A 21,060-nucleotide genomic window follows, 5' to 3' on the forward strand; every position below is an offset into this window, starting at 1 on the left:
ACAGGCAGTGTAGGGGCGAGTGGAAGCTCGCCCGCATGTTTGCAGGACCGCGGTCATTCTGGTTTCAGCATTGCGTGTAGTGCGGGCGACCTTCCAGTCGCCCCTACAGCTACGCGATACACTGCGCAGTGAGGCTACGCAATGGGTTGCATGAGGTTTATACAGGCAGTGTAGGGGCGAGTGGAAGCTCGCCCGCATGTTTACAGGACCGCGGTCATTCTGGTTTCAGCATTGCGTGTAGTGCGGGCGACCTTCCAGTCGCCCCTACAGCTACGCGATACACTGCGCGGTGATTGCAATACGTTATCTGCGGTCATACATACTGCTACGCGGTGAACTGCGTAGCGAGGGGTTTTGCGGTGATGTGAAGTATTAGCGTCATAAAATCCATAATTATCATAATATTGTTGTATATTTGTAAACTCAATATTACAGGATGATTGAACGCATTATAATCATAGACAGTGTTGACCCGGTAAGCTTTTATGGCATAAACAATTGCAACATGCAGCTTATCAGGAATCTTTTTCCAAAACTCCGCATGGCTGCACGCGGTCAGGTCATAAAGGTGATCGGTGACCCGGAGGAGACGGCTGTGTTTGAGAAAAAGATAAAAGAGCTTGAGGCTTATTGTGCGAAATACAACAAGCTTACCGAAGATGTCATACTCGATGTTGTGCGTGGAGAAGCGCCAAAGGAGTTGAAACACGACAATGTGGTGATATTCGGCATCAACGGAAAGCCTATAGCGGCACGCAACCCTAATCAGCAGCTCCTTGTCGACTCTGTGCTTAAAAACGACCTTACATTTGCACTCGGTCCGGCCGGCACAGGAAAGACCTATGTCGCGATAGCCCTCGCCGTAAGAGCGCTGAAAAACCGTGAGGTAAGAAAAATCATTCTGTCGCGCCCCGCAGTCGAGGCAGGCGAAAAGCTTGGCTTCCTGCCAGGCGACATGAAAGATAAAATCGACCCGTATCTACAGCCGCTCTATGACGCGCTCGAAGACATGATACCGGCGGTGAAACTGAAAGAGTACATGGAGACCAATGTGATTCAGATAGCACCGCTCGCATTCATGAGAGGGCGCACACTCAACGATGCGATCATTGTGCTTGACGAGGCACAGAACACCACGACCCACCAGATAAAAATGTTTCTCACCCGCCTTGGCATGAACGCCAAGATGATAATCACCGGCGACGTGACCCAGATAGACCTGCCGCGCAGTGTCACCTCCGGTCTTGTACAGGCATTAAGGGTGTTGAAAGGTGTGCCGGGCATCGGCATGGTCGAATTTGGCAAGAAAGACATTGTGCGTCACCAGCTTGTACAGCGCATAGTCGACGCCTATCAGAAATGGGACGACTTCAAGAAAGAGCATCCCGATGAAGCGGCAGCCGACATACGCGCCACCCTTGAGGAAGCCGAAAAAGACTGACCGGCGCCCCCTGCCACAGAATAATCAATCATAATATATATATTTTACTACAATGGCTAAAACTCTCACCAACACTGACTTTAACTTTCCGGGACAGAAAAGCGTGTACCACGGAAAAGTACGCGATGTCTATGACATCAATGACGACCTCATGGTGATGGTCGCCACCGACCGCATCTCGGCATTTGACGTAATCCTCCCCAAGGGCATCCCTTACAAGGGGCAGGTGCTCAACCAGATTGCAGCAAAATTTCTTGACGCAACCGCCGACATCGTGCCCAACTGGAAGCTCGCCACTCCCGACCCGATGGTGACAGTAGGACTAAAGTGTGAAGGATTCCGCGTGGAAATGATCATACGCGGCTATCTCACCGGCAGCGCATGGCGCGACTACAAGGCAGGCATGCGTGAGCTCTGCGGCATCAAGCTCCCCGACGGCATGAAAGAAAACGAGCGTTTCCCCGAACCGATTATCACCCCTACCACCAAGGCAGAGGCAGGACACGACGAAAACATCTCTCGTGAAGAAATCATAGCCCAGGGAATCGTCAGCAAGGAAGACTACGAGACAATGGAGCGCTATACACGCGCACTCTTCAAGCGCGGCACTGAGATCGCGGCTGAAAAGGGACTTATCCTTGTCGACACAAAATATGAATTCGGCAAGCGCGACGGCAAGGTGTATCTCATCGACGAAATCCACACCCCCGACTCGTCACGCTACTTCTATGCCGACGGCTACGAGGAGCGTTTTGCCAATGGCGAGCCGCAGAAGCAGCTTTCAAAGGAGTTTGTGCGCCAGTGGCTTATCGAGCATGATTTCATGGGCAAGGAGGGACAGCAGGTGCCCGAGATGACCGATGAATACTGCGACTCTGTAAGCGACCGCTACATAGAGCTTTACGAGCATATCACCGGAGAGCCCTTTGTGAAGACCGACGACACCGACCTCAACGCTCGCATCCAAAAGAACGTGGAGGCTTACCTCGCAACCCGATAATATAAAGCCGATGGAGGTAAAAGCCGAGAAGATAAATCCGTATGACAACACGCGGAGCAAGACGGAGCAGGTAAAGGAGATGTTTGACTCCATCGCCCCCGCCTACGACTTCATGAACCGCATGATGACATTCGGCATCGACAAGCTCTGGCGCCGCAAGGCAGTCAACATGCTTCGCCGCCATCCCCACCAGCACATCCTCGACGTGGCTACAGGCACCGGCGACCTCGCCCTGCTGCTAAACCGCAAACTGCGTCCCGGCCGACTTACAGGCATAGACCTGAGCGAAGGGATGATAGCCATCGCACAGCAGAAAGCCGAGGCGGCGGGAGCCGGCGACTCGGTGAGGTTCATGACAGGCGACTGCCTTGACCTGCCGTTTGCCCCGGAGGTGTTTGATTGCATCACCGTCGCCTACGGTGTCCGCAACTTCGAGCATCTTGATGCCGGCTACCGGGAGATGTACCGTGTGCTTCAGCGCGGCGGCGTGCTATGTGTCATCGAGCTGTCGGTCCCTACCTCAAAGCTTATACGTCCACTGTACAATCTATACACGCATCATGTGATACCGCTTGTAGGCAAAGCGGTGTCACACGACGTGCGTGCCTACAGTTACCTGCCGGAAAGCATAGCCGCCGTGCCTCAGGGCGATGACATGCTCCGGCTTATGCGTGATGCAGGATTCCGCGACTGCCGGTTCAAGCGGCTGACATTCGGCACCTGCACCATATACATCGGAATCAAATAACATAACCAAACACTGCAAAAAACGGAAAAAGTAAATTACTCATGTCACACAATCACCCGCTAAAATCCGCATTAATTGCGCTTCTTGTGTCGGTGTCAGCCCCCGGCTTTGTCGCCGCGCAATCCATGCTCAGCCCTGACCGCTCATTGCTCGACCTCATAAACCATAATGACCCTGACATCACAGAAGAAGAGATTGCGGAGGAGATTGCCAATGACCCGTTTTCAGCGTTTTTGACCGACACCCTGGAGACAGACGAAAGTGTCGACACCGTCGCCCTGATAGGACCGGTGAGACTTCCGTCGATAGCATTCATGCCGGTTGTCTTTGACCGCATCGAATATGTCGACAGCATAGACTTCCTTGACCCGACTCCGCTTGTAGCCGACAGCATATTCAACTGGATAAAAATCGAAGACTACCGTTCACGCCGCTACCGCGACCTGAAACAGAGCTACATGATAAACAATCCGGCGGCAGTGCGTTACAATATCAACACCCTCCCCTCTCCACCCAAGAAATATGTCGCCACCGTCGACCCGCAGCAGTCAACCATTACAATCGAGGAAGACATCGTGACAACGCCTGCACAGGCTCCTATCGTGTCGGAAGTGACCCTTCTTGACGTGAGCCGCCGCAACTGGCTCCACGACTTCAGCGCAAGCCTGCAGTTTTCACAGGCCTACATAAGCCCCAACTGGTATCAGGGAGGCAACAACAATGTCAACATGATCGGCAACGTGAGATGGAACGTGAAGCTTAACAACAAGTTTCACCCCAACCTCATAGCCGAGGCAACCACCCAGTACAAACTCGCCATGGCAAGCGCCCCGCAGGACGAGGTGCACAACTACACCATAAGCGAGGACCTGTTTCAGTTCAACGGCACCCTGGGACTAAAGGCGTTCAACAACTGGTACTACTCCCTCAACGGAATGTTCAAGACCCAGTTTCTTAACAGCTATCCGCCCAATTCCAATGAGATGAAGGCGGCGTTTCTCTCGCCGGGAGAGTTAAACCTCGGTCTCGGTATGACCTACAACCACACCAACCCGACAAAGAAATTCAAGGTCGAGGTGTCGATAGCGCCACTCTCCTACAACCTTAAAATGTCGACCAGCAACCGCATCCCCGTCACCAATTTCGGCATCACCGAGGGACGCCACTCCATAAGCGAGGTCGGTAGCAACGCCGAGGTAAAACTCGCGTGGGACATCGTGTGGAACATCTCTTATATCTCGCGCCTCTTTGTCTTCACCGACTATGACTACGTGCAGGGCGACTGGGAAAACACCATCAATTTTTCAATCAACCGCTACCTGTCGACACAGATGTATGTACACCTGCGCTACGACTCAAGCATGGCGGAGATTGAAGGCACGCGATGGCATAAATGGCAGTTGAAAGAGATACTCAGTTTCGGACTCCAATACAGATTCAAGACCATCTAACCGGTAACATCAAAAAAAATGCGACATCACCTCCTCCTCATGCTTATCGCTCTGACATGCGCGACATCAGCGTCAGCCGCCGACAGGCTGCCGATACGCGACTATGACCGCGAAGTTGTGAAAACGCGTCTCGCCGCCATGCCACTCCACTCGATTGAAGGCATCTGGCAGTTTACCACCGACGGCGCTCTTATAGTGATCGAGCGTGACAACGCCGCGGCGCCCGCAACCGATGCCCTCACCTCCTACCGCATGGTAATCATACACTCTCCTGCAAGGTCAGTGCTTCCCGGCACAGTGATGGGGCACCTGTCACCGACCGCTAAACGAGGCAAATATTCAGCCATGATATACACCGACAGCGACGGAGGCAGCCGGCTGCTCAAGCCCAAAAAGTTCACACTGACCCTCAGCGACGACAGCCACCTCAGCTTCCATAAACACGGCATAAAAATCAAAGTGAGATTCTGGCGTCTGCTACCCTACATATCACGCCTCGGCATCTATACCCGCGAAGACAATCCGCGCGACCTCGACGGCTGTGTAAGAGTGTATCCGATGCCTACGAGCGGACCTGTCGAACCGATATATCTGTAGAACACCATGAGACTTTTTATCCTGTTCATAGCCCTGTCGTGCACCGTGATACAACTGACAGCCGACACGAAGACCACACGCCACAACCTGAAAGCCACAGCAACCGACAGCCGTCAGGTCGACGCGTCGGCGCTCACCCCGGCAGCCGACAGTATCTCTATCAGCGACTACGACAAGCCCCTCCGTTCAACAACCGAAACGATATTTGTCACCAACCGATGCTCCACGGCGACAGGCTTGATAAGCATCACAATCACTTATCTTTCAGTCAATGGCGAGATGCTTCACAAGCGCACAGTCAATCTGCCCTGTTCAGTCCCGCCGGGCGAGACACGCCAGGTGTCGTTCAGGGCATGGGACCGCCAGCAAGCCTATTACCACCATTCAACCCGCGTGACCCCGCGTTCACCCAAAGCCATACCATATAAAACAGAAATCACCGTCAACGGCGCTGTTTTCCAATAGCCGCCGACGGTGAAAAAAACTCGTAGCCCGAAGGCGTGAATCAGAAAATCCAGCCTCCGCTTTCCCTTATCTCGACTTCCTCTTCACCCTTGCTGTGACAGCGGCGGCAGATTCCGGGATGAGCCGAACACTTCCTGCACATTGACGGGTCAATAAAACCGTCACCGTCACAGAAAGGACAAAGTCCGGTGCCGTCACACGATGTACAGGTAATCGAACCGTCACCACAGCCAAACAGTGCGCCGAGCATGCTTCCCAATCCATCGGTAGCCACACGGTTAGGGTCAACCTGAGTGTTGGTATTGTCAATGGCTATGATTTTCTCGGCAAGTACAGGATTGTCGGAGGTCATGTCAAGTATCGTCACCTGAATTTTCAGGTCAAGGTCGTCGTTCACCTTGCTGTTCATGGAAAGACCCGCCCACTGGTAAGGGAGGGCAAACGCGACATTACCGCTATAGGACGACGATGACGGGGCAAATGCATAGACCGCGTTGCAGGAGCCGCTGCGGTCGGCCATCATCGAGCCGTTGACTATCGGCTCCACCATGCAGAAAAGCCTCTTGCCGGCAAACCCCTCGACAGAAACATTGACAAAACCTTTCATGCACATTCCGGTCTGGTCAAAAATAAGATTGTCACCGAAACGGAAAAAAGGTTCGTTAAGACCTACATTATCTATAACAGCCGAATTAACCGACACTGTAGCCGGGCGACCGGCAGTCCACGACAGCAAAAGCATTGCCGCCGCTACCAATATGCGCAAATGTCCTGTGTACATCTCCCGAAAAAATTAAAATTCGTTTTTCTCAAATTTAATCACATAGTTGAAATTAGAGTCGACATAGCCTTTGTTGTCATAGCGGCTGTAACCGTTTATAAACGGATTGTACAAGGCATCAATCTGCAAGTCACACGTGGCAGGGTCGAGCATCCACCAGTTTCGCACTGTGTCGAAACCGTGCTGTATATACAACTTGCCGTCATGCATCCCTACAGGCGTATCCCAATCCAACGGCAAATCCGTGCGGAACCAAGCCTTCTTATTAAAGTTGCGGTCGACAAGGCAATAGTGATCTCGCATGCCTTCATAGCCATAGCCCACGATTGCGTATCCATTGAAAAACGGGGAGATATAATTTTCATTTCCATCCTTCGCATAGACATTAATCGGGCCTCTTACTTTTTTACCGTTTTTATCGATAAAATATGCCTCATTGTTTTTTGTGAGTACACGCGCGAAACCCGAATTAAAATTAGAAGGCATTATAGAGAACGACGCCGGAATCGCCTCACGACCGGTCTTGTCGATGAATCCCCACTTGCCGTCGGCAAAGAATTTAGCCATGCCGTCACTGAAATCGGCAACCGCCATATACCGCGGCTTAATCACAACATTTCCGGCAGCATTGCGGAAGCCCCAGAGTACAGTGCGCGCCGTTGCGTCCCATGCGGGAAATGCGATTAGCCCCTCTTTTTCCTCCCTCACCGCCGCCGACACGAGTGCATCAAAATTCACATCGCCGGCAGTAGGGATGTTCACTGTCAGATTTTCAAGCACATAATTGCCGTCAGTGTCGATAAATTTAACCGATTTAGGACTACCGAGACCGTTGTCAATTCCTATTGCCGCAATGCCGTTGACAAAATAAGGCGACGCCACTCTGGTATTGAACTCCTTGACCGTGTTGCCGCGCTTGTCACGAATCCTGACATTTCGCTCGTTTTCCCAAATATCCGGCGTCTCCAGCACGCGCCCGTTGCAGAAGCGCGGCATATTCGCGGCATCACTCACATGGACTTTTGAGTCAAACAGCTTCTCGCCACGCTCATTGATGTAAAACGACACTGACTTGCCGTCATAATAATGAACATATGCCACGCCGTCATAGAAATCGGAGAAACTTGGCATGTCATCGTCAATTACAAGATGAATGGTCGACGAAGTCTCCTTAGGTTGATGAAAAGCGCCTCTGAGATGCCGGAAAGGAATTCCGAAAGTTGCGGCATGCACTGCGGCAAGACCCTCGGGGGTGTCAAGATCATCTTCAGCAGGCATAGCCGACGATTCGCGCCAGCTCGAAATCTCCTTGACATCACTTTTCTTATAAGACGTGCCGGAAGTGGCATCGTCTGACACCCTGTCACCGACAGAGCGCCCTATGCCATCCCGGTTAGAAGAGCTGTTTTCCTGCGACAATCCGGGAACGCCTGTCGCTTCCATGAGTTTTTCTTTTCCTTTTTTGAGCTTTTCTTCAGCTCTCGCTTTCAATTTGCTGAACTGGGCGTCTGCCGTAGCAGGAGCAGCAATAATCAACGCACACGCGATGATTAGAACTCTTGACAATTTCATGAGTTTCAGGTTTATTATCCATGTCCCTGATTCCCTACTGGGACAAAACAAAAAAACATGAAGCGCGGGAATCCCACCGATGCATGTTCATCGCCCATGATACCGCGTCACCTCACGCCCATTGAGATAAAAGAATATGCGACATCAAAAGAAGCGGGAACAATAACGCACGATAGCGCCTCTCTAAAACTTTACTACAATAAAAAATACATATGTAGCTGCAAAGTTAATACATTCCCTCGTTTTTTAAAGCACAAGGCGCGGGTTGACATTATTTAACATATCGGACAACAATGTTATTGTAATGCTTACAATAAGACAGTTATGGTTATTGTTAAATGTACAATAACTTTTATTCCGTCAAAACAATGCTTTATAACATATAATTTAGCATTGTATTTACAGAAAGCAGTATTATATTTGCAATGTCAAAAACACTTTTACAGAAAACGCCGTGCAAACAGAACTATCCTATCCACCACTGGCAAACAATCATATCTCGGTCGACTGTGTAGTCATCGGATTTGATGGCGAGCAACTGAAACTGTTGCTCGTCAACCGCCATGGCGTAGAAGACGGCAAAGCCTACCACGACCTGAAGCTTCCCGGCAGCCTCATCTATCAGGACGAGGATCTTGACGGGGCGGCAAAAAGAGTGTTGCGAGAGCTGACCGGGCTTAAATCGGTAAACCTCATGCAATTCAAGGCATTCGGTTCAAAAGACAGGACACGTGACCCGCGTGACATACACTGGCTCGAACGCGCCCAGAAGGCTCACGTAGAGCGTATCGTCACCATAGCCTATCTCGCGCTGGTGAAAATCGACAAGGCGCTTGACAAGGCGCTTGACGAGCATCAGGCAAGATGGGTTGCCATCCCCGCCATTCCCGACCTTGCCTTTGACCACAATCTTATAGTCACAGAGGCTATTGACTACATCAGGAGGATAATCGACATAAACCCGGCGATAATGTTTGACCTTCTTCAGAAAAAGTTTACGGCGACCCAGCTGCGCACACTATATGAAGTCATATATGACCGCGCGATTGACGTAAGGAACTTTCACAAGAAAATAGCGATGATGGACTACGTAATCCCGCTTGACGAGCGCGAGACCGGAGTCGCTCACAGGGCGGCGAGATATTATAAATTTGACCGCAAGATATATAATCAACACCGAAGATAATTAACTAATCAATAAAGCAAATATAACGCAATGTATCTATTAGGCTACGACATAGGCAGTTCGTCGGTAAAGGCGAGTCTCGTCAATGCAGAGACAGGCAAGTGTGTATCTACCGCATTCTACCCTAAGGTAGAGGCCGAGATTATCTCTCACAAGCAAGGCTGGGCTGAACAGCGCCCCGACCAGTGGTGGGGACACCTGAAGCAGTCTACTGAAGCAATCCTCAAAGAGTCGGGCGTTGACCCCAAGGACATCAAGGCGATAGGCATCTCTTACCAGATGCACGGTCTCGTATGTATCGACAAAGAGCGCAATGTGCTCCGTCCGGCGATCATCTGGTGTGACTCTCGCGGCGTGCCTTATGGAGAAAAGGCGTTCAAGGAACTTGGAGAGGAGCAGTGTCTGAGCCACATCCTCAATTCGCCCGGCAACTTCACCGCAACGAAGCTTGCATGGGTTAAGGAGCATGAGCCTGAATTATTTGAGAAAATCGACAAGATACTCCTTCCCGGCGACTATATCGCCATGCGTCTCACCGACCGTGTCTGCACTACCATTTCCGGTCTTTCCGAAGCAATGCTCTGGGACTTCAAGACAGGCGACGTAGCCGACTTCCTTCTGGAATATCTCGGATTCAGCCGCGACATCATCCCTGAAATCGTGCCTACTTTCGCCAACCAGGGCACAGTTACGGCAGAAGCGGCTGCAGAACTCGGTCTTGCCGAAGGCATCCCCGTCACCTACCGTGCCGGCGACCAGCCCAACAACGCCCTATCGCTCAATGTGTTCAACCCCGGCGAAATAGCATCGACAGCAGGCACATCAGGTGTGGTGTACGGAGTCAACGGCGAGGTAAACTATGACACAAAGTCACGTGTCAACACATTTGCCCACGTCAACCACACCCCCGACCAGACCCGCCTCGGCATCATGGCATGTATCAGCGGAACAGGTATCCTCAACTCGTGGATGAAGCGCAACGTGGCACCGGAAGGCATAAGCTATGCCGAAATGAACGACCTTGCAGCTAAGGCACCTATCGGTAGCGAAGGCGTGTCGATACTGCCTTTTGGCAACGGAGCGGAGCGCGTGCTTCAGAACCGCGAAATCGGCAGCTCAATCCACGGCGTAAACTTCATCCGCCACGGCAAGCATCATCTTGTGCGCGCCGCCCAGGAAGGCATCGTGTTCTCGTTCCAGTATGGCATCGAAATCATGGAGCGCCTCGGAATGGAAGTAAAGAAAATCCACGCAGGTCACGCCAACATGTTCCTCAGCCCGCTATTCCGCGAGACCCTCGCAGGCATCAGCGGCGCCACCATCGAGTTATATGACACCGACGGCTCTGTAGGAGCAGCCAAGGGCGCCGGAATAGGCGCAGGCATCTATGCCGACAACAACGAGGCATTTGCCACTCTCGACCGCATAGAGGTAATCGAGCCTGTAGCTGCTGACCGCCAGGCATATGTAGACGCCTACAACCTATGGAAAGAGCGTCTTGAGATGCACCTGCACTAAATCGACTTACATAAACAATTTTATATATTAACTTAATAAACAATAGACAAAATGGCAACTAAAGAGTATTTTCCCGGTATCGGCAAAATCAAGTTTGAAGGCAAGGAAAGCAAGAATCCCATGGCTTTCCACTACTATGACCCCGAAAAGGTAGTTCTCGGAAAGAAGATGAAGGACTGGTTGAAATTCGCTATGGCATGGTGGCACACACTTTGCGCAGAAGGCGGTGACCAGTTTGGCGGCACAACCAAGCAGTTCCCCTGGAACGAAGGCAACGACGCTGTAGCAATCGCAAAGCAGAAAGTTGACGCAGGCTTCGAGTTCATGCAGAAGATGGGCATCGAGTATTTCTGCTTCCACGATGTAGACCTCGTAAGCGAAGGCAACTCAATCGAGGAGTATGAGCACAACCTCAAGGAAGTCGTTGATTACCTGAAGGTAAAGATGGCAGAAACCGGCATCAAGAACCTCTGGGGAACAGCCAATGTGTTCAGCCACGCACGCTACATGAACGGTGCAGCCACCAACCCCGACTTTGACGTTGTTGCACGCGCTGCCGTTCAGATCAAGAACGCTATCGACGCTACTATCGCTCTCGGCGGTACCAACTACGTGTTCTGGGGTGGTCGCGAAGGCTACATGTCACTTCTCAACACTGACCAGAAGCGCGAGAAGGACCACCTCGCAATGATGCTCCGTCTTGCTCGTGACTACGCTCGTTCAAAAGGCTTCACCGGCACATTCCTTATCGAGCCGAAGCCCATGGAACCCTCAAAGCACCAGTATGACGTTGACACCGAGACTGTAATCGGCTTCCTCAAGGCTCACGGTCTTGACCAGGACTTCAAGGTAAACATCGAGGTAAACCACGCTACCCTCGCCGGTCACACCTTCGAGCACGAGCTTGCTGTAGCTGTTGACAACAACATGCTCGGCTCTATCGACGCTAACCGCGGTGACTACCAGAACGGCTGGGATACCGACCAGTTCCCCATCGACAACTACGAGCTTACTCAGGCAATGATGCAGATTATCCGCAACGGCGGACTCGGAAACGGTGGTACCAACTTCGACGCCAAGACCCGTCGTAACTCTACCGACCTTGAGGACATCTTCATCGCCCACATCTCAGGTATGGATGCTATGGCACGCGCTCTCGAAAACGCTGCCGCTATCCTCGAAGAGTCACCCTACAAGCAGATGCTTGCTGACCGCTACGCTTCATTTGACGGCGGCAAGGGTAAGGACTTTGAAAACGGAGCCCTCAACCTTGAGCAGGTTTACGAATATGCAAAGGCTAACGGCGAGCCCAAGCAGACAAGCGGCAAGCAGGAGCTTTATGAGGCTATCGTAGCTCTCTACAGCTGCTAAACCACTCTCAGCGGCTACTTAGTTAACCAAACGTTCTCACTATGACGAAGCCCGCAATCAGGGCTTTGTCATAGTGTCGTATTATCACTTTACTAACAAATATCATGAACATGGAATACCCTGAAAAAGGAAGCAAAGCCTATCTCTTTTCAATCGTGCTGGTGGCGGTGCTCGGCGGACTTCTGTTCGGCTACGACACAGCTGTAATCTCAGGTGCGGAAAAAGGGCTACAGGCGTTTTTCTTAGGAGCCAAGGATTTCGTATACACTGATGTAATCCACGGCATCACCTCATCAAGCGCGCTGCTTGGCTGTATATTGGGAAGTGCCATCTCCGGCATATGCGCGACACGCCTCGGAAGAAAAAAGTCACTCATTCTTGCAGGTATCTTCTTCTTCCTCTCGGCTCTCGGCTCCTACTATCCCGAATTTCTCTTCTTCGAGAAAGGCAAACCGACAATGAGCCTTCTCTATATATTTAATCTCTACCGCATACTCGGCGGTATCGGCGTCGGACTTGCCTCCGCAATCTGCCCGATGTACATCGCCGAGGTAGCTCCCTCCGACATACGCGGCACCCTGGTTTCATGGAACCAGTTTGCCATCATCTTCGGTCAGCTCGTCGTATATTTCGTCAACTTCCTCATCCTCGGTGACCACACCAATCCTATCATCGAGAAAACAGCTGAAAACATCTATATCGTAGTTTCCGGCTCCGACTCATGGACTATCATGACCGGATGGCGCTACATGTTTGGCAGCGAGGCATTTGTAGCCGGCGCGTTTACCCTGCTTGTATGTCTTGTGCCGGAGTCTCCGCGTTATCTTGCCCTCGTCGGCAAAGACGACACAGCTCTCGGCGTGCTCGCCCGCATCAACGGCATAAAGAAAGCCCGCGAGATTCTCAACGAAATCAAGTCGACAGTCGATGTCAAGAGCGAACGCCTCTTCTCATTCGGCATCATGGTAATCTTCGTCGGCATCATGCTCTCAGTATTCCAGCAGGCTGTCGGCATCAACGCCGTGCTTTACTACGCACCGCGCATATTCGAGTCGATGAACATGGGCAACCCGATGGTGCAGACAATCATCATGGGTATCGTAAACATCAGCTTCACGCTTGTGGCAATCTTCACCGTCGAGAAGCTCGGTCGCAAGCCGCTCCTTATCTGGGGCTCGATTGGCATGGCGATTGGCGCATTCGGCGTTGCCGTGTCCAATCTTGTTGACGGCGTGGCTCCCATCATCCCCGTCATCAGCATCATGGTTTACTCGGCATCGTTCATGTTCTCATGGGGCCCGATATGCTGGGTGCTTATCGCAGAGATTTTCCCCAACACGATCCGTGGTGCGGCTGTCGCTATCGCAGTAGCGTTCCAGTGGATATTCAACTTCATTGTATCAAGCACATTTGTGCCCATGTACAACATGGAGCTTGGAGAAATGGGCGACCGCTTCGGCCACATGTTTGCCTATGCGCTTTACGGCGTGATATGTATCGTTGCAGCAATATTTGTCTACAAGCTCGTGCCTGAGACAAAGGGCAAGACTCTTGAAGACATGACCGCCCTCTGGCGCAACCGCAGCAAAAAATAAACGATTCCATCATTCCCACTCAAAGGTGTATCGGCAACCCCGATACACCTTTTTTTATCCCCATGACACGCCCCGAATGCCGTATAGCAGCAAGAGCTATATAATCGCATATCTGAAAACTCGTTTTCCGCACCCCAATCACCTAATCCTATGCACATATGCACAGCAATAATCTGATAATCTGATATTTTTTACAGTAAAAACTTGCAAATTCATACACAAAACAATATATTTGCGAAAAACCAACTTATCACATCATGAAAACGCCTCTCTTCCTGTCACTATTCGTCACAGCTTCATCTATGATGCAGGCTGCCGATCCTTTCGCAACTATCACCAGCGACTGCAACGCCATGAGACCCGGTGACTCGTTCACCATGTCGGAACAGCCTGCATTCTCGCCGGGAGAGCGCGGCACAGGACGCGTGTGGCACATGCCTGACGCGGCTGACGGCTCCGACCACCGACGCACCTACCTGATGAAAGGCGACACACTCGTGTGTCTTGAATATCCTGAGTACCTAACTTTTGATGCGACATCCGACACCGTTAGGCTTACATCGGCTGAAAACCGCGAGATGCGTGTCGACTATGACCAGGCACCGCCGGTATTGCGGTTCCCTATGCAATATGGCGACAGCATAGCGTCTCCGACATCAGGGCGAGGTCTGTATGGCAAGCGCATTCATATCGGACACAGGGGCAACGCCTACATTGTGGCAGACGGTACAGGCTCATTAACCGACGGCACCGACACCCTGCGACACGTGCTGCGTATTCATTCCCGCCACGAATACAGAAGATTCATGTCGCCTGACACGGCGCAAGTCTCGGCATGGATGGATGCAAATGTAGCCGTCGATTCCCTGCCGGTGTTCACCGATGAGCGCCATTCCTGGTATCGCGCCGGCTCGCGCTATCCGGTCATGGAGCGGGTGTCATCGGCTGTTTCCATTAATGGCGACACCATACTGTCACGCGCGGTGACACTGCTCTGCCTGCCTGAACTGCAGCGCACCGACCTCGGGGAAGACCAGGATAACACGGGATTGCTCGCCCGTATAACCATGTCGGAAAGCGACAGGTCAGGAAAAACAGACGCGGGAGACAGCATCGACGGATTTCCGGCAACTGTCGATGCCATACTCGGCGCCGACGGTCACACTGTAAACGTCACATACACCATATCCGAGGAAGCCGACGTGCGTCTCGGCGTATTCGATGCACTCGGCAGAACCCTATGCTCCATCATCACACCGGCTGTAGCCCCCGGCACACATGAGGAGTGTCTCTCTCTAAGTTCACCACCTGCAGGCAACCTGCTGCTGACCGTGTGGATAAACGAGACAAACAGCACATTCAAGGTAAGAACCGAATAATACTCTCCCCCATGAAAAAGCATGCTTTCCTCTCTATGACCGCGCTTGTCAGCGCGCTTCACGCCGCAGCTATAATCGCTCCCGGCGACATCCCGGTGACGGAAGCCCTCTCCCCCTCCGACACTACGGCAATCTTACGCACGGCAGTGGCACAGTCAGATGATGATGCCGGCAGCTATCAGATGCAGTTTCTCCCATCCGTCATCCCGCCTACCCCACAGGCGGCTGCGCTTGCCCGCTACGGCGAGTATCCCGTAAGCCACACCACCGGCATCCCCGACATCACAATCCCCCTATACGAGATTGACCTCGGCGGTTACAAGCTCCCCATTTCAATCTCCTACCACGCATCGGGTTTCCGCCCCGACGACGTAGCGACCCCTGTCGGACTCGGCTGGGTGCTGAACGCGGGCGGCGCCGTGACACGTACAATAATGGGTGCCCCCGACTTCGAGACAGGCGATATGACACTTGACACGCTCTACCGCAACTACACTGAGGTCGACCGAATCGTGCAGGATGCAAAAAAGGCGGGAACCAACATACATATCCTTGAGTCCCTCGCATTAAAAGGGCAGTTCTCCACCATAGATTCCGAGTCAGACCGCTACACATTCAACATACCAGGGCAAAGCGGTGTTTTCCGCTACTCCCACCGTGACGGCAGGTTCATTCCGCTCAACCACTCCCCACTCCGGATAACACATTCCGGATACCGTGAAAGCCTGAGTTTCAAGATATGCACCGGTGACAACACCATATATTATTTTGACCGGCAAGAATGTATCGGTGTGAACGATGACGAGGGGATGCCGTTTGCAAGCTCCTGGTACATGACAGAAGCGCATACCGCACATGGCAGTGTGGATTTTGAATACACCCGAGGAGAAAGATATGACATAACCCGTTCATCTCAGACCTACTTCGCCGGCATGGGGTTTGTTTATGTCGAAAGCTCCCACAGTGACGACCGGGCCTATACAGGCGACAAGTCTGAGTCCACCACGATGTATGTATACAAGCCGCAGTTATTGAAATCAATGTCATGGGACGGCGGTAAAATCGAATTCATCTATGCCAGCGATCGCAAGGACATAGCAGCTGAAAGGCTTGTAAAGATTATTGTGAAAGATTCCCGAAGCAACGTGAGGAAGACTGTCACCTTCCATAACGACAGTTACATGGGTGATACCTCCATGAAAGAAAAATGCCGCATGATGCTCGACAGTATAAGCGACTCAGAGGCCGGGGTCTACACGTTCTCCTATTGCAATGCCGGAGCCATGGAATGTCCCACATACCTTACCGCCTACGGGAAAGACTACTGGGGGTATGCCAACGGCACCAAAGGATATTACCTGATGTCAGTCCGCGCCTCCGATATAATGCATGCCGATGCCCCCTACTCGGCAGGGGACAAGTCGGGCAACGGTGTTGACAGATATTCCAATGAACGAGAGATGATGCGCGGGGTGCTTGTATCCATCCTGTATCCAACAGGGGGGCACACCTCCTTTGAGTACGAGGCAAACCGCTGGATGCAACTCGAGAACGGGGGATGGAAAACACGCACCGTCGGGGGGCTCAGGATAAAGACCATAAAGAGCGGGGATGTCATAAGGAGCTACGAATATACGACCCCTGTAGCCCAATATGACCCGGACTACCTTATGATTCACAAAGGTAAATGGACATGGGCAACCAGCACCGGCCCCTGCATGTATGATGTGTATGTCGGCTCTATCTCACCTGCGATTCCATTAAGCAAATCAGGTGCGCCGGTAAGATATCACACGGTGACAGAACGGAATTCCGATAGATCTGGCACCGTATATGAATACAATTTAGGGAGAGTTGATGACATACTGGAATACCCGATGCCTGAGGATCATCCTTCAATGTACCTTTCCGACAGACACGACGAGGGCAACGACGACCCGGTGCTGTTGAGAAAGACCACATACGGGACTGACTGGCAGCCCGTGACTACTGAGAAGTATGCCTATGAAGGGGTGACACTAAAAAAATTTGCAATCGGTGTCAGGGTTGTAAACAAGCATTATTCCTGGTCTACGCGCGGAGGGTGTGGCCCCTGGATATTCTATCAGAAACTGACCTCAGATTTCCTTGAATATGCACCGGTGACTGCCACAGCCAAGGCCTTCAACCGTGTAAAAAAGACGGTGACCGACCATGTAACCGGCGTTGTCACCGAGCAGACCTACACCTACGACCCGCAGCTGCGCACGCTGAAACCGCGCTCGGTGGCGTTCACCGGCAGTGACGGGTTCCGCGACTCGACTCGCTACGAGTTCCCCTTCGACCGCTCCGACAAGACAAGTTTATTCATGGCGGAATATATGCCCGATGCCGTGCTTTCGGTCAGGACTCACCGTGACGGCGTAGCCGCCACACGGCTCGAGACCACATACCTGCTGGATGACAAAACCATGTGGGCGTTCCCCGTTTCCATATCCACCGCCTACGGTGACGGGAAGTTGCAGGAGCGCGAGCGAGTGCTGTCACGCGGCGCGGGCAACCGTCCGACCGCCATCCTCGTCAACACCGTCGACACAACCCGTATTGAATGGGACTCAAGAGGTCTCTACCCGCTTAAAGTCACCGCGCCCGGAGGCATGACCACCCGCTACGAGTGGAAGCCGCTCACAGGAATCACCATGGTGACCGACCCGCGCGACTACAAGGTCGCCTACGGGTATGATACATCCGGACGGCTGGCGTTCATACGCGACGCACGCGACACCCTACAGACATTTGCCTACTCTATTATCAACGGTCCATATGGCAGTCAGACGGCAAACTCCGTGACCACAATACGGCATATAAACGCCTCAGGCAACCGCGTCATGACCCGTCAGTACCATGACAAGTTCGGACGTCCTACAGCCCTGGCTCAGGGTGGGCTCAACACCTCGGGCACCTATGTCTACACCTTCCAGACCTATGACTCAAACGGACGCATAGCCGACACGTGGCTTCCGGTCGGGGGCACGTCTACAATCTCCAACCCGTCGGAATATGCAATCTCACTATGGGCGCGGTCGACCTATTCCGACACACACGCATTTTCCACGACGACCTACGACGGCGCGGGACGCCCCGTGCGCGCCACAACGCCCGGCGCCCTGTGGCACTCGGCAGGAAAAGGTCGCGACATCATGCGCGTGACTAACGCCGCCAACTCTGTAAGGCGCTATTCGGCACCTGTCACCGGCACTTCGCTCGTGAAGGAGGGCTTCTACGCGCCCGGCACCCTCCACGGCGAGACCACTGTTGATGAGGATGGCAACTCGCTCACCGTGTTCACCGACAAGTCAGGACGCAAGGTGCTGGAAAGGCGCGGCAGAAATAATGACACATACTTTGTCTACAACATCTACGGGCAGCTGCGCTTTGTGCTGTCGCCGGAGTATCAGAGCGCCGGCTACAAGGAGAAATACGCCTACGAATACCGCTACGACGAGCGCGGCAATGTCGTCAAGAAATTTATCCCCGGCTGCGGATACACGCAATACTGGTATGACCGCGCCGACAGGCTCACATTCATGCAGGACCCGCTGCTGCGAGAGGCGGGGCTCTACCGTTTCTTCCTCTATGACCGCGCGGGACGGCTCGCCCTGCAGGGCACCTGCACAGCCTGCGACCGCTCCGGGACGACAAATCCGGTGACCTATACCCACGGGGCGGCGGGCGTGGGCTCGACAGGATATGTCATGACCGATGCCTCCCGCATCACATCGCCGGTCATAGAGTCGGTCACCTATCACGACTCCTATTCGCTGCCTGCCGGTTTCACGCCGCTGAAGCTCGCCACGCCGCCCGCGACTATCACCACAGGGCTGGTCACGGCTGCTATGTCGGTGGCATCCGACGGCACGCAGCTCCGCTCCGTAAGCTACTATGACGCTTTCGGACGCCTTATCGAGCAACGCTCCACCGGCATGCGCGGACAGATAGCTGTGACCACCACTTCCTACTCCTACACCGACAAGCCAGTAAAGACCCGCTTCAAGGAAGGGGATGTCACCGTGACTACCGAATACACCTATGACCCCGCCACCGACCTGCTCACAAGCAGGCGCGTGTACACCAATATCGGCAAGGGCGACTACTCGGCGCTCGTGGCTTCCTATGCCTACGATGCGCTCGGCAGGGTGACGTCAGTCACCCTCGGCAACTCGGCTGGGGCTATCGACTACACCCGCGACCTCCACGGACGCCTGCAGTCAGTCACTCACCCCGCTTTCGCCCAGCGCCTTTTCTATGCCGACGGGCCGGGCACGCCGCTCTACAACGGCTCAATAAGCGCGATGATGTGGAAGACACCCGAATGGTATCGCTGGCGCGGCTACCGCTATACCTACAACAACCTCGGATGGCTCACAAAGGCGCAGTATGGTGAAAACGAGTCGCTCACGACCGACCGCGACCACTACACCGTAACCTACGGCGACTTCACAGCCAACGGCTCCATACGCCGCCTGCAGCGCCACGGCAGAAAAGACGACGGCATCTATGGAAAAATCGACAACCTCAATCTACGCTATGACGGCAACCGCCTCGTATCAGTCGAGGAAGATGCCGACCGCGTGACCCGTGAGGGCTCCAACGACTTCCATCCGTCAAGCGGAAGCACCGCCCTCATCTCTTACAACTCGTGGGGTGCGCCCGTCTCCGACACAGGCAGGGGCATAGTGTCGGTGACCTACGACAACAGCCTCATGCCGCGATCCATAAAGATGCGGTCGGGCAACAGCATAGCCTACACTTATTCATGCGACGGCAGGCGCCTGCGCACAATCCACAGCACCATCTCAGGCTATCACCTCGTGTATCCGGAAAGGCCCGACTCGGCTGTATTCATGATACCGGGCGACAAACCCTCTCCGGTATATGAAAAACTGTTCCGCCGTGACACACTCGACTATTCCGGTCCGGTGGTCTACGAGAACGGGGCGGTCAAGCGGGTGATGTTTGACGGAGGGTATGCCACGTTCAGCGACGCCGGAGTACCAAATTGGCACTACTATGTGTGTGACCACGCAGGGAGCGTGCGCACCGTTGTCGACATGTGGGGGCGACCGGAGCAGACCAACCACTATTATCCCTACGGACTGACGTTTGCCGACGCGGGAAAGGGCAGCTCTTTGCAGCCCTACAAGTTCGGGGGCAAGGAGCTGGACGCCATGTACGGGCTCAACATATATGACTTCCATGCACGCACCCAGACACCCGACCTCGCGCGCTTCACCCGCCCCGACCCCCTCGCAGAGAAAACACCTCACCTCTCACCCTACCTCTTCTGCGCCAACGACCCCGTCAACAACATCGACCCGACCGGCATGGAAGTATGGTTCAACGACTTCATGTACACTCCCGGATGTGAATACTTCGGCGACGACGACTTCGTGCGCCGCAGCGTGCAGGCTATGAACATTGTCTACCAATCAGGCGGCGACAAGCTAATAGACGATCTTGTTGCCTCAGAGAGCAAATACTCTTACGTACCTGGAGAAGGAGACAAATCATTCACTTTAGGAGAAAATTACGGCAATACCACAACAACAATCGGCAAAGAATTAGGCAGAGACACATTCATCTCGGCAATCGTACACGAATCGATGCACGTCGGACAGTTCCTTAACGGACAAGGTGGACGCGCAATATTTAACGAGGTTGAAGCCTACGCTTTCACTGCGATAATCAGTCTAAATTCTTTACAAGCCCTTGGAATGGATGGATTCAAAACTAACATACAGGTCGAGAATCGGTATGGTAAATCATTTAAAACTTTACAAAACGGATACAATTCGGAATCTTTTACTGATGCGATGTTTCTTTTTAAAAGAGAATCAAGGGCAAATAATACAGGGATATATACCGCGTATCCATTTATGCCGAATAATCGCAACTTGCTTCATGACAATATAAATTC

At 52.9% G+C, this 21,060-nt stretch carries 14 protein-coding genes; 12 read left to right on the forward strand and 2 right to left on the reverse strand.

Annotated elements, in window-relative coordinates:
* The first annotated feature begins 436 nt into the window (after positions 1–436).
* Genes E4T81_RS15220 through E4T81_RS15245 form a run of 6 tightly spaced genes read left to right on the forward strand, consistent with a single transcriptional unit; the run spans position 437 to position 5,702 of the window.
* The gene (locus E4T81_RS15220; protein WP_135046070.1) at positions 437–1,441 is read left to right on the forward strand and encodes a PhoH family protein; all 1,005 of its coding nucleotides are present in this window, start codon (positions 437–439) and stop codon (positions 1,439–1,441) included.
* A 52-nt stretch (positions 1,442–1,493) separates the two neighbouring features.
* Positions 1,494–2,441 (forward strand): phosphoribosylaminoimidazolesuccinocarboxamide synthase, encoded by a 948-nt coding sequence (locus E4T81_RS15225; protein ID WP_135046072.1) that lies wholly within the window; start codon positions 1,494–1,496, stop codon positions 2,439–2,441.
* Between the two features lie 10 nt (positions 2,442–2,451).
* Entirely contained in the window at positions 2,452–3,189 is a 738-nt protein-coding gene (gene ubiE / locus E4T81_RS15230; protein ID WP_135046074.1) for a bifunctional demethylmenaquinone methyltransferase/2-methoxy-6-polyprenyl-1,4-benzoquinol methylase UbiE, read from the forward strand.
* Positions 3,190–3,230: 41 nt separating this feature from the next.
* A complete protein-coding gene (locus tag E4T81_RS15235) occupies positions 3,231–4,640 on the forward strand; it encodes a DUF3078 domain-containing protein (RefSeq protein WP_135046076.1) in 1,410 nt (469 codons plus the stop codon).
* Positions 4,641–4,658: 18 nt separating this feature from the next.
* Entirely contained in the window at positions 4,659–5,237 is a 579-nt protein-coding gene (locus tag E4T81_RS15240) for a hypothetical protein (RefSeq protein WP_135046078.1), read from the forward strand.
* Between the two features lie 6 nt (positions 5,238–5,243).
* Positions 5,244–5,702 (forward strand): hypothetical protein, encoded by a 459-nt coding sequence (locus tag E4T81_RS15245; protein ID WP_135046080.1) that lies wholly within the window; start codon positions 5,244–5,246, stop codon positions 5,700–5,702.
* Between the two features lie 40 nt (positions 5,703–5,742).
* Here E4T81_RS15245 and E4T81_RS15250 read toward each other — a convergent pair whose 3' ends face one another.
* The gene (locus E4T81_RS15250; protein WP_135046082.1) at positions 5,743–6,483 is read right to left on the reverse strand and encodes a hypothetical protein; all 741 of its coding nucleotides are present in this window, start codon (positions 6,481–6,483) and stop codon (positions 5,743–5,745) included.
* Positions 6,484–6,495: 12 nt separating this feature from the next.
* Positions 6,496–8,055, reverse strand: a complete 1,560-nt coding sequence (locus E4T81_RS15255) for a WG repeat-containing protein (RefSeq protein WP_135046084.1) — start codon at positions 8,053–8,055, stop codon at positions 6,496–6,498.
* 454 nt (positions 8,056–8,509) lie between these two features.
* Between E4T81_RS15255 and E4T81_RS15260 the strand changes: the two genes are divergently transcribed.
* The 6 genes from E4T81_RS15260 to E4T81_RS15285 form a co-directional block, all read left to right on the forward strand.
* Positions 8,510–9,241 (forward strand): NUDIX domain-containing protein, encoded by a 732-nt coding sequence (locus E4T81_RS15260; RefSeq protein ID WP_135046086.1) that lies wholly within the window; start codon positions 8,510–8,512, stop codon positions 9,239–9,241.
* 30 nt (positions 9,242–9,271) lie between these two features.
* Entirely contained in the window at positions 9,272–10,759 is a 1,488-nt protein-coding gene (locus E4T81_RS15265) for a xylulokinase (protein WP_135046088.1), read from the forward strand.
* A gap of 51 nt (positions 10,760–10,810) precedes the next feature.
* The gene (gene xylA / locus E4T81_RS15270) at positions 10,811–12,130 is read left to right on the forward strand and encodes a xylose isomerase (RefSeq protein WP_135046089.1); all 1,320 of its coding nucleotides are present in this window, start codon (positions 10,811–10,813) and stop codon (positions 12,128–12,130) included.
* Positions 12,131–12,240: 110 nt separating this feature from the next.
* The gene (gene xylE, locus E4T81_RS15275) at positions 12,241–13,725 is read left to right on the forward strand and encodes a D-xylose transporter XylE (RefSeq protein ID WP_135046091.1); all 1,485 of its coding nucleotides are present in this window, start codon (positions 12,241–12,243) and stop codon (positions 13,723–13,725) included.
* A 257-nt stretch (positions 13,726–13,982) separates the two neighbouring features.
* The gene (locus E4T81_RS15280) at positions 13,983–15,104 is read left to right on the forward strand and encodes a hypothetical protein (protein ID WP_135046093.1); all 1,122 of its coding nucleotides are present in this window, start codon (positions 13,983–13,985) and stop codon (positions 15,102–15,104) included.
* 11 nt (positions 15,105–15,115) lie between these two features.
* The coding region (locus tag E4T81_RS15285) for an RHS repeat domain-containing protein (RefSeq protein ID WP_135046095.1) at positions 15,116–21,060 on the forward strand (5,945 nt) is incomplete at its 3' end.

Source organism: Barnesiella sp. WM24 (genome assembly GCF_004570975.1).
In the GTDB taxonomy this organism is placed as follows: Bacteria; Bacteroidota; Bacteroidia; order Bacteroidales; family Muribaculaceae; genus Muribaculum.

Coding starts and splice junctions, on each gene's coding strand:
- E4T81_RS15280 (WP_135046093.1), top strand. CDS start 13,983: ATGAAAACGCCTCTCTTCCTGTCACTATTCGTCACAGCTTCATCTATG.
- xylA (WP_135046089.1), top strand. CDS start 10,811: ATGGCAACTAAAGAGTATTTTCCCGGTATCGGCAAAATCAAGTTTGAA.
- ubiE (WP_135046074.1), top strand. CDS start 2,452: ATGGAGGTAAAAGCCGAGAAGATAAATCCGTATGACAACACGCGGAGC.
- E4T81_RS15255 (WP_135046084.1), bottom strand. CDS start 8,055: ATGAAATTGTCAAGAGTTCTAATCATCGCGTGTGCGTTGATTATTGCT.
- E4T81_RS15240 (WP_135046078.1), top strand. CDS start 4,659: ATGCGACATCACCTCCTCCTCATGCTTATCGCTCTGACATGCGCGACA.
- E4T81_RS15245 (WP_135046080.1), top strand. CDS start 5,244: ATGAGACTTTTTATCCTGTTCATAGCCCTGTCGTGCACCGTGATACAA.
- E4T81_RS15265 (WP_135046088.1), top strand. CDS start 9,272: ATGTATCTATTAGGCTACGACATAGGCAGTTCGTCGGTAAAGGCGAGT.
- xylE (WP_135046091.1), top strand. CDS start 12,241: ATGGAATACCCTGAAAAAGGAAGCAAAGCCTATCTCTTTTCAATCGTG.
- E4T81_RS15235 (WP_135046076.1), top strand. CDS start 3,231: ATGTCACACAATCACCCGCTAAAATCCGCATTAATTGCGCTTCTTGTG.
- E4T81_RS15225 (WP_135046072.1), top strand. CDS start 1,494: ATGGCTAAAACTCTCACCAACACTGACTTTAACTTTCCGGGACAGAAA.
- E4T81_RS15220 (WP_135046070.1), top strand. CDS start 437: ATGATTGAACGCATTATAATCATAGACAGTGTTGACCCGGTAAGCTTT.
- E4T81_RS15250 (WP_135046082.1), bottom strand. CDS start 6,483: ATGTACACAGGACATTTGCGCATATTGGTAGCGGCGGCAATGCTTTTG.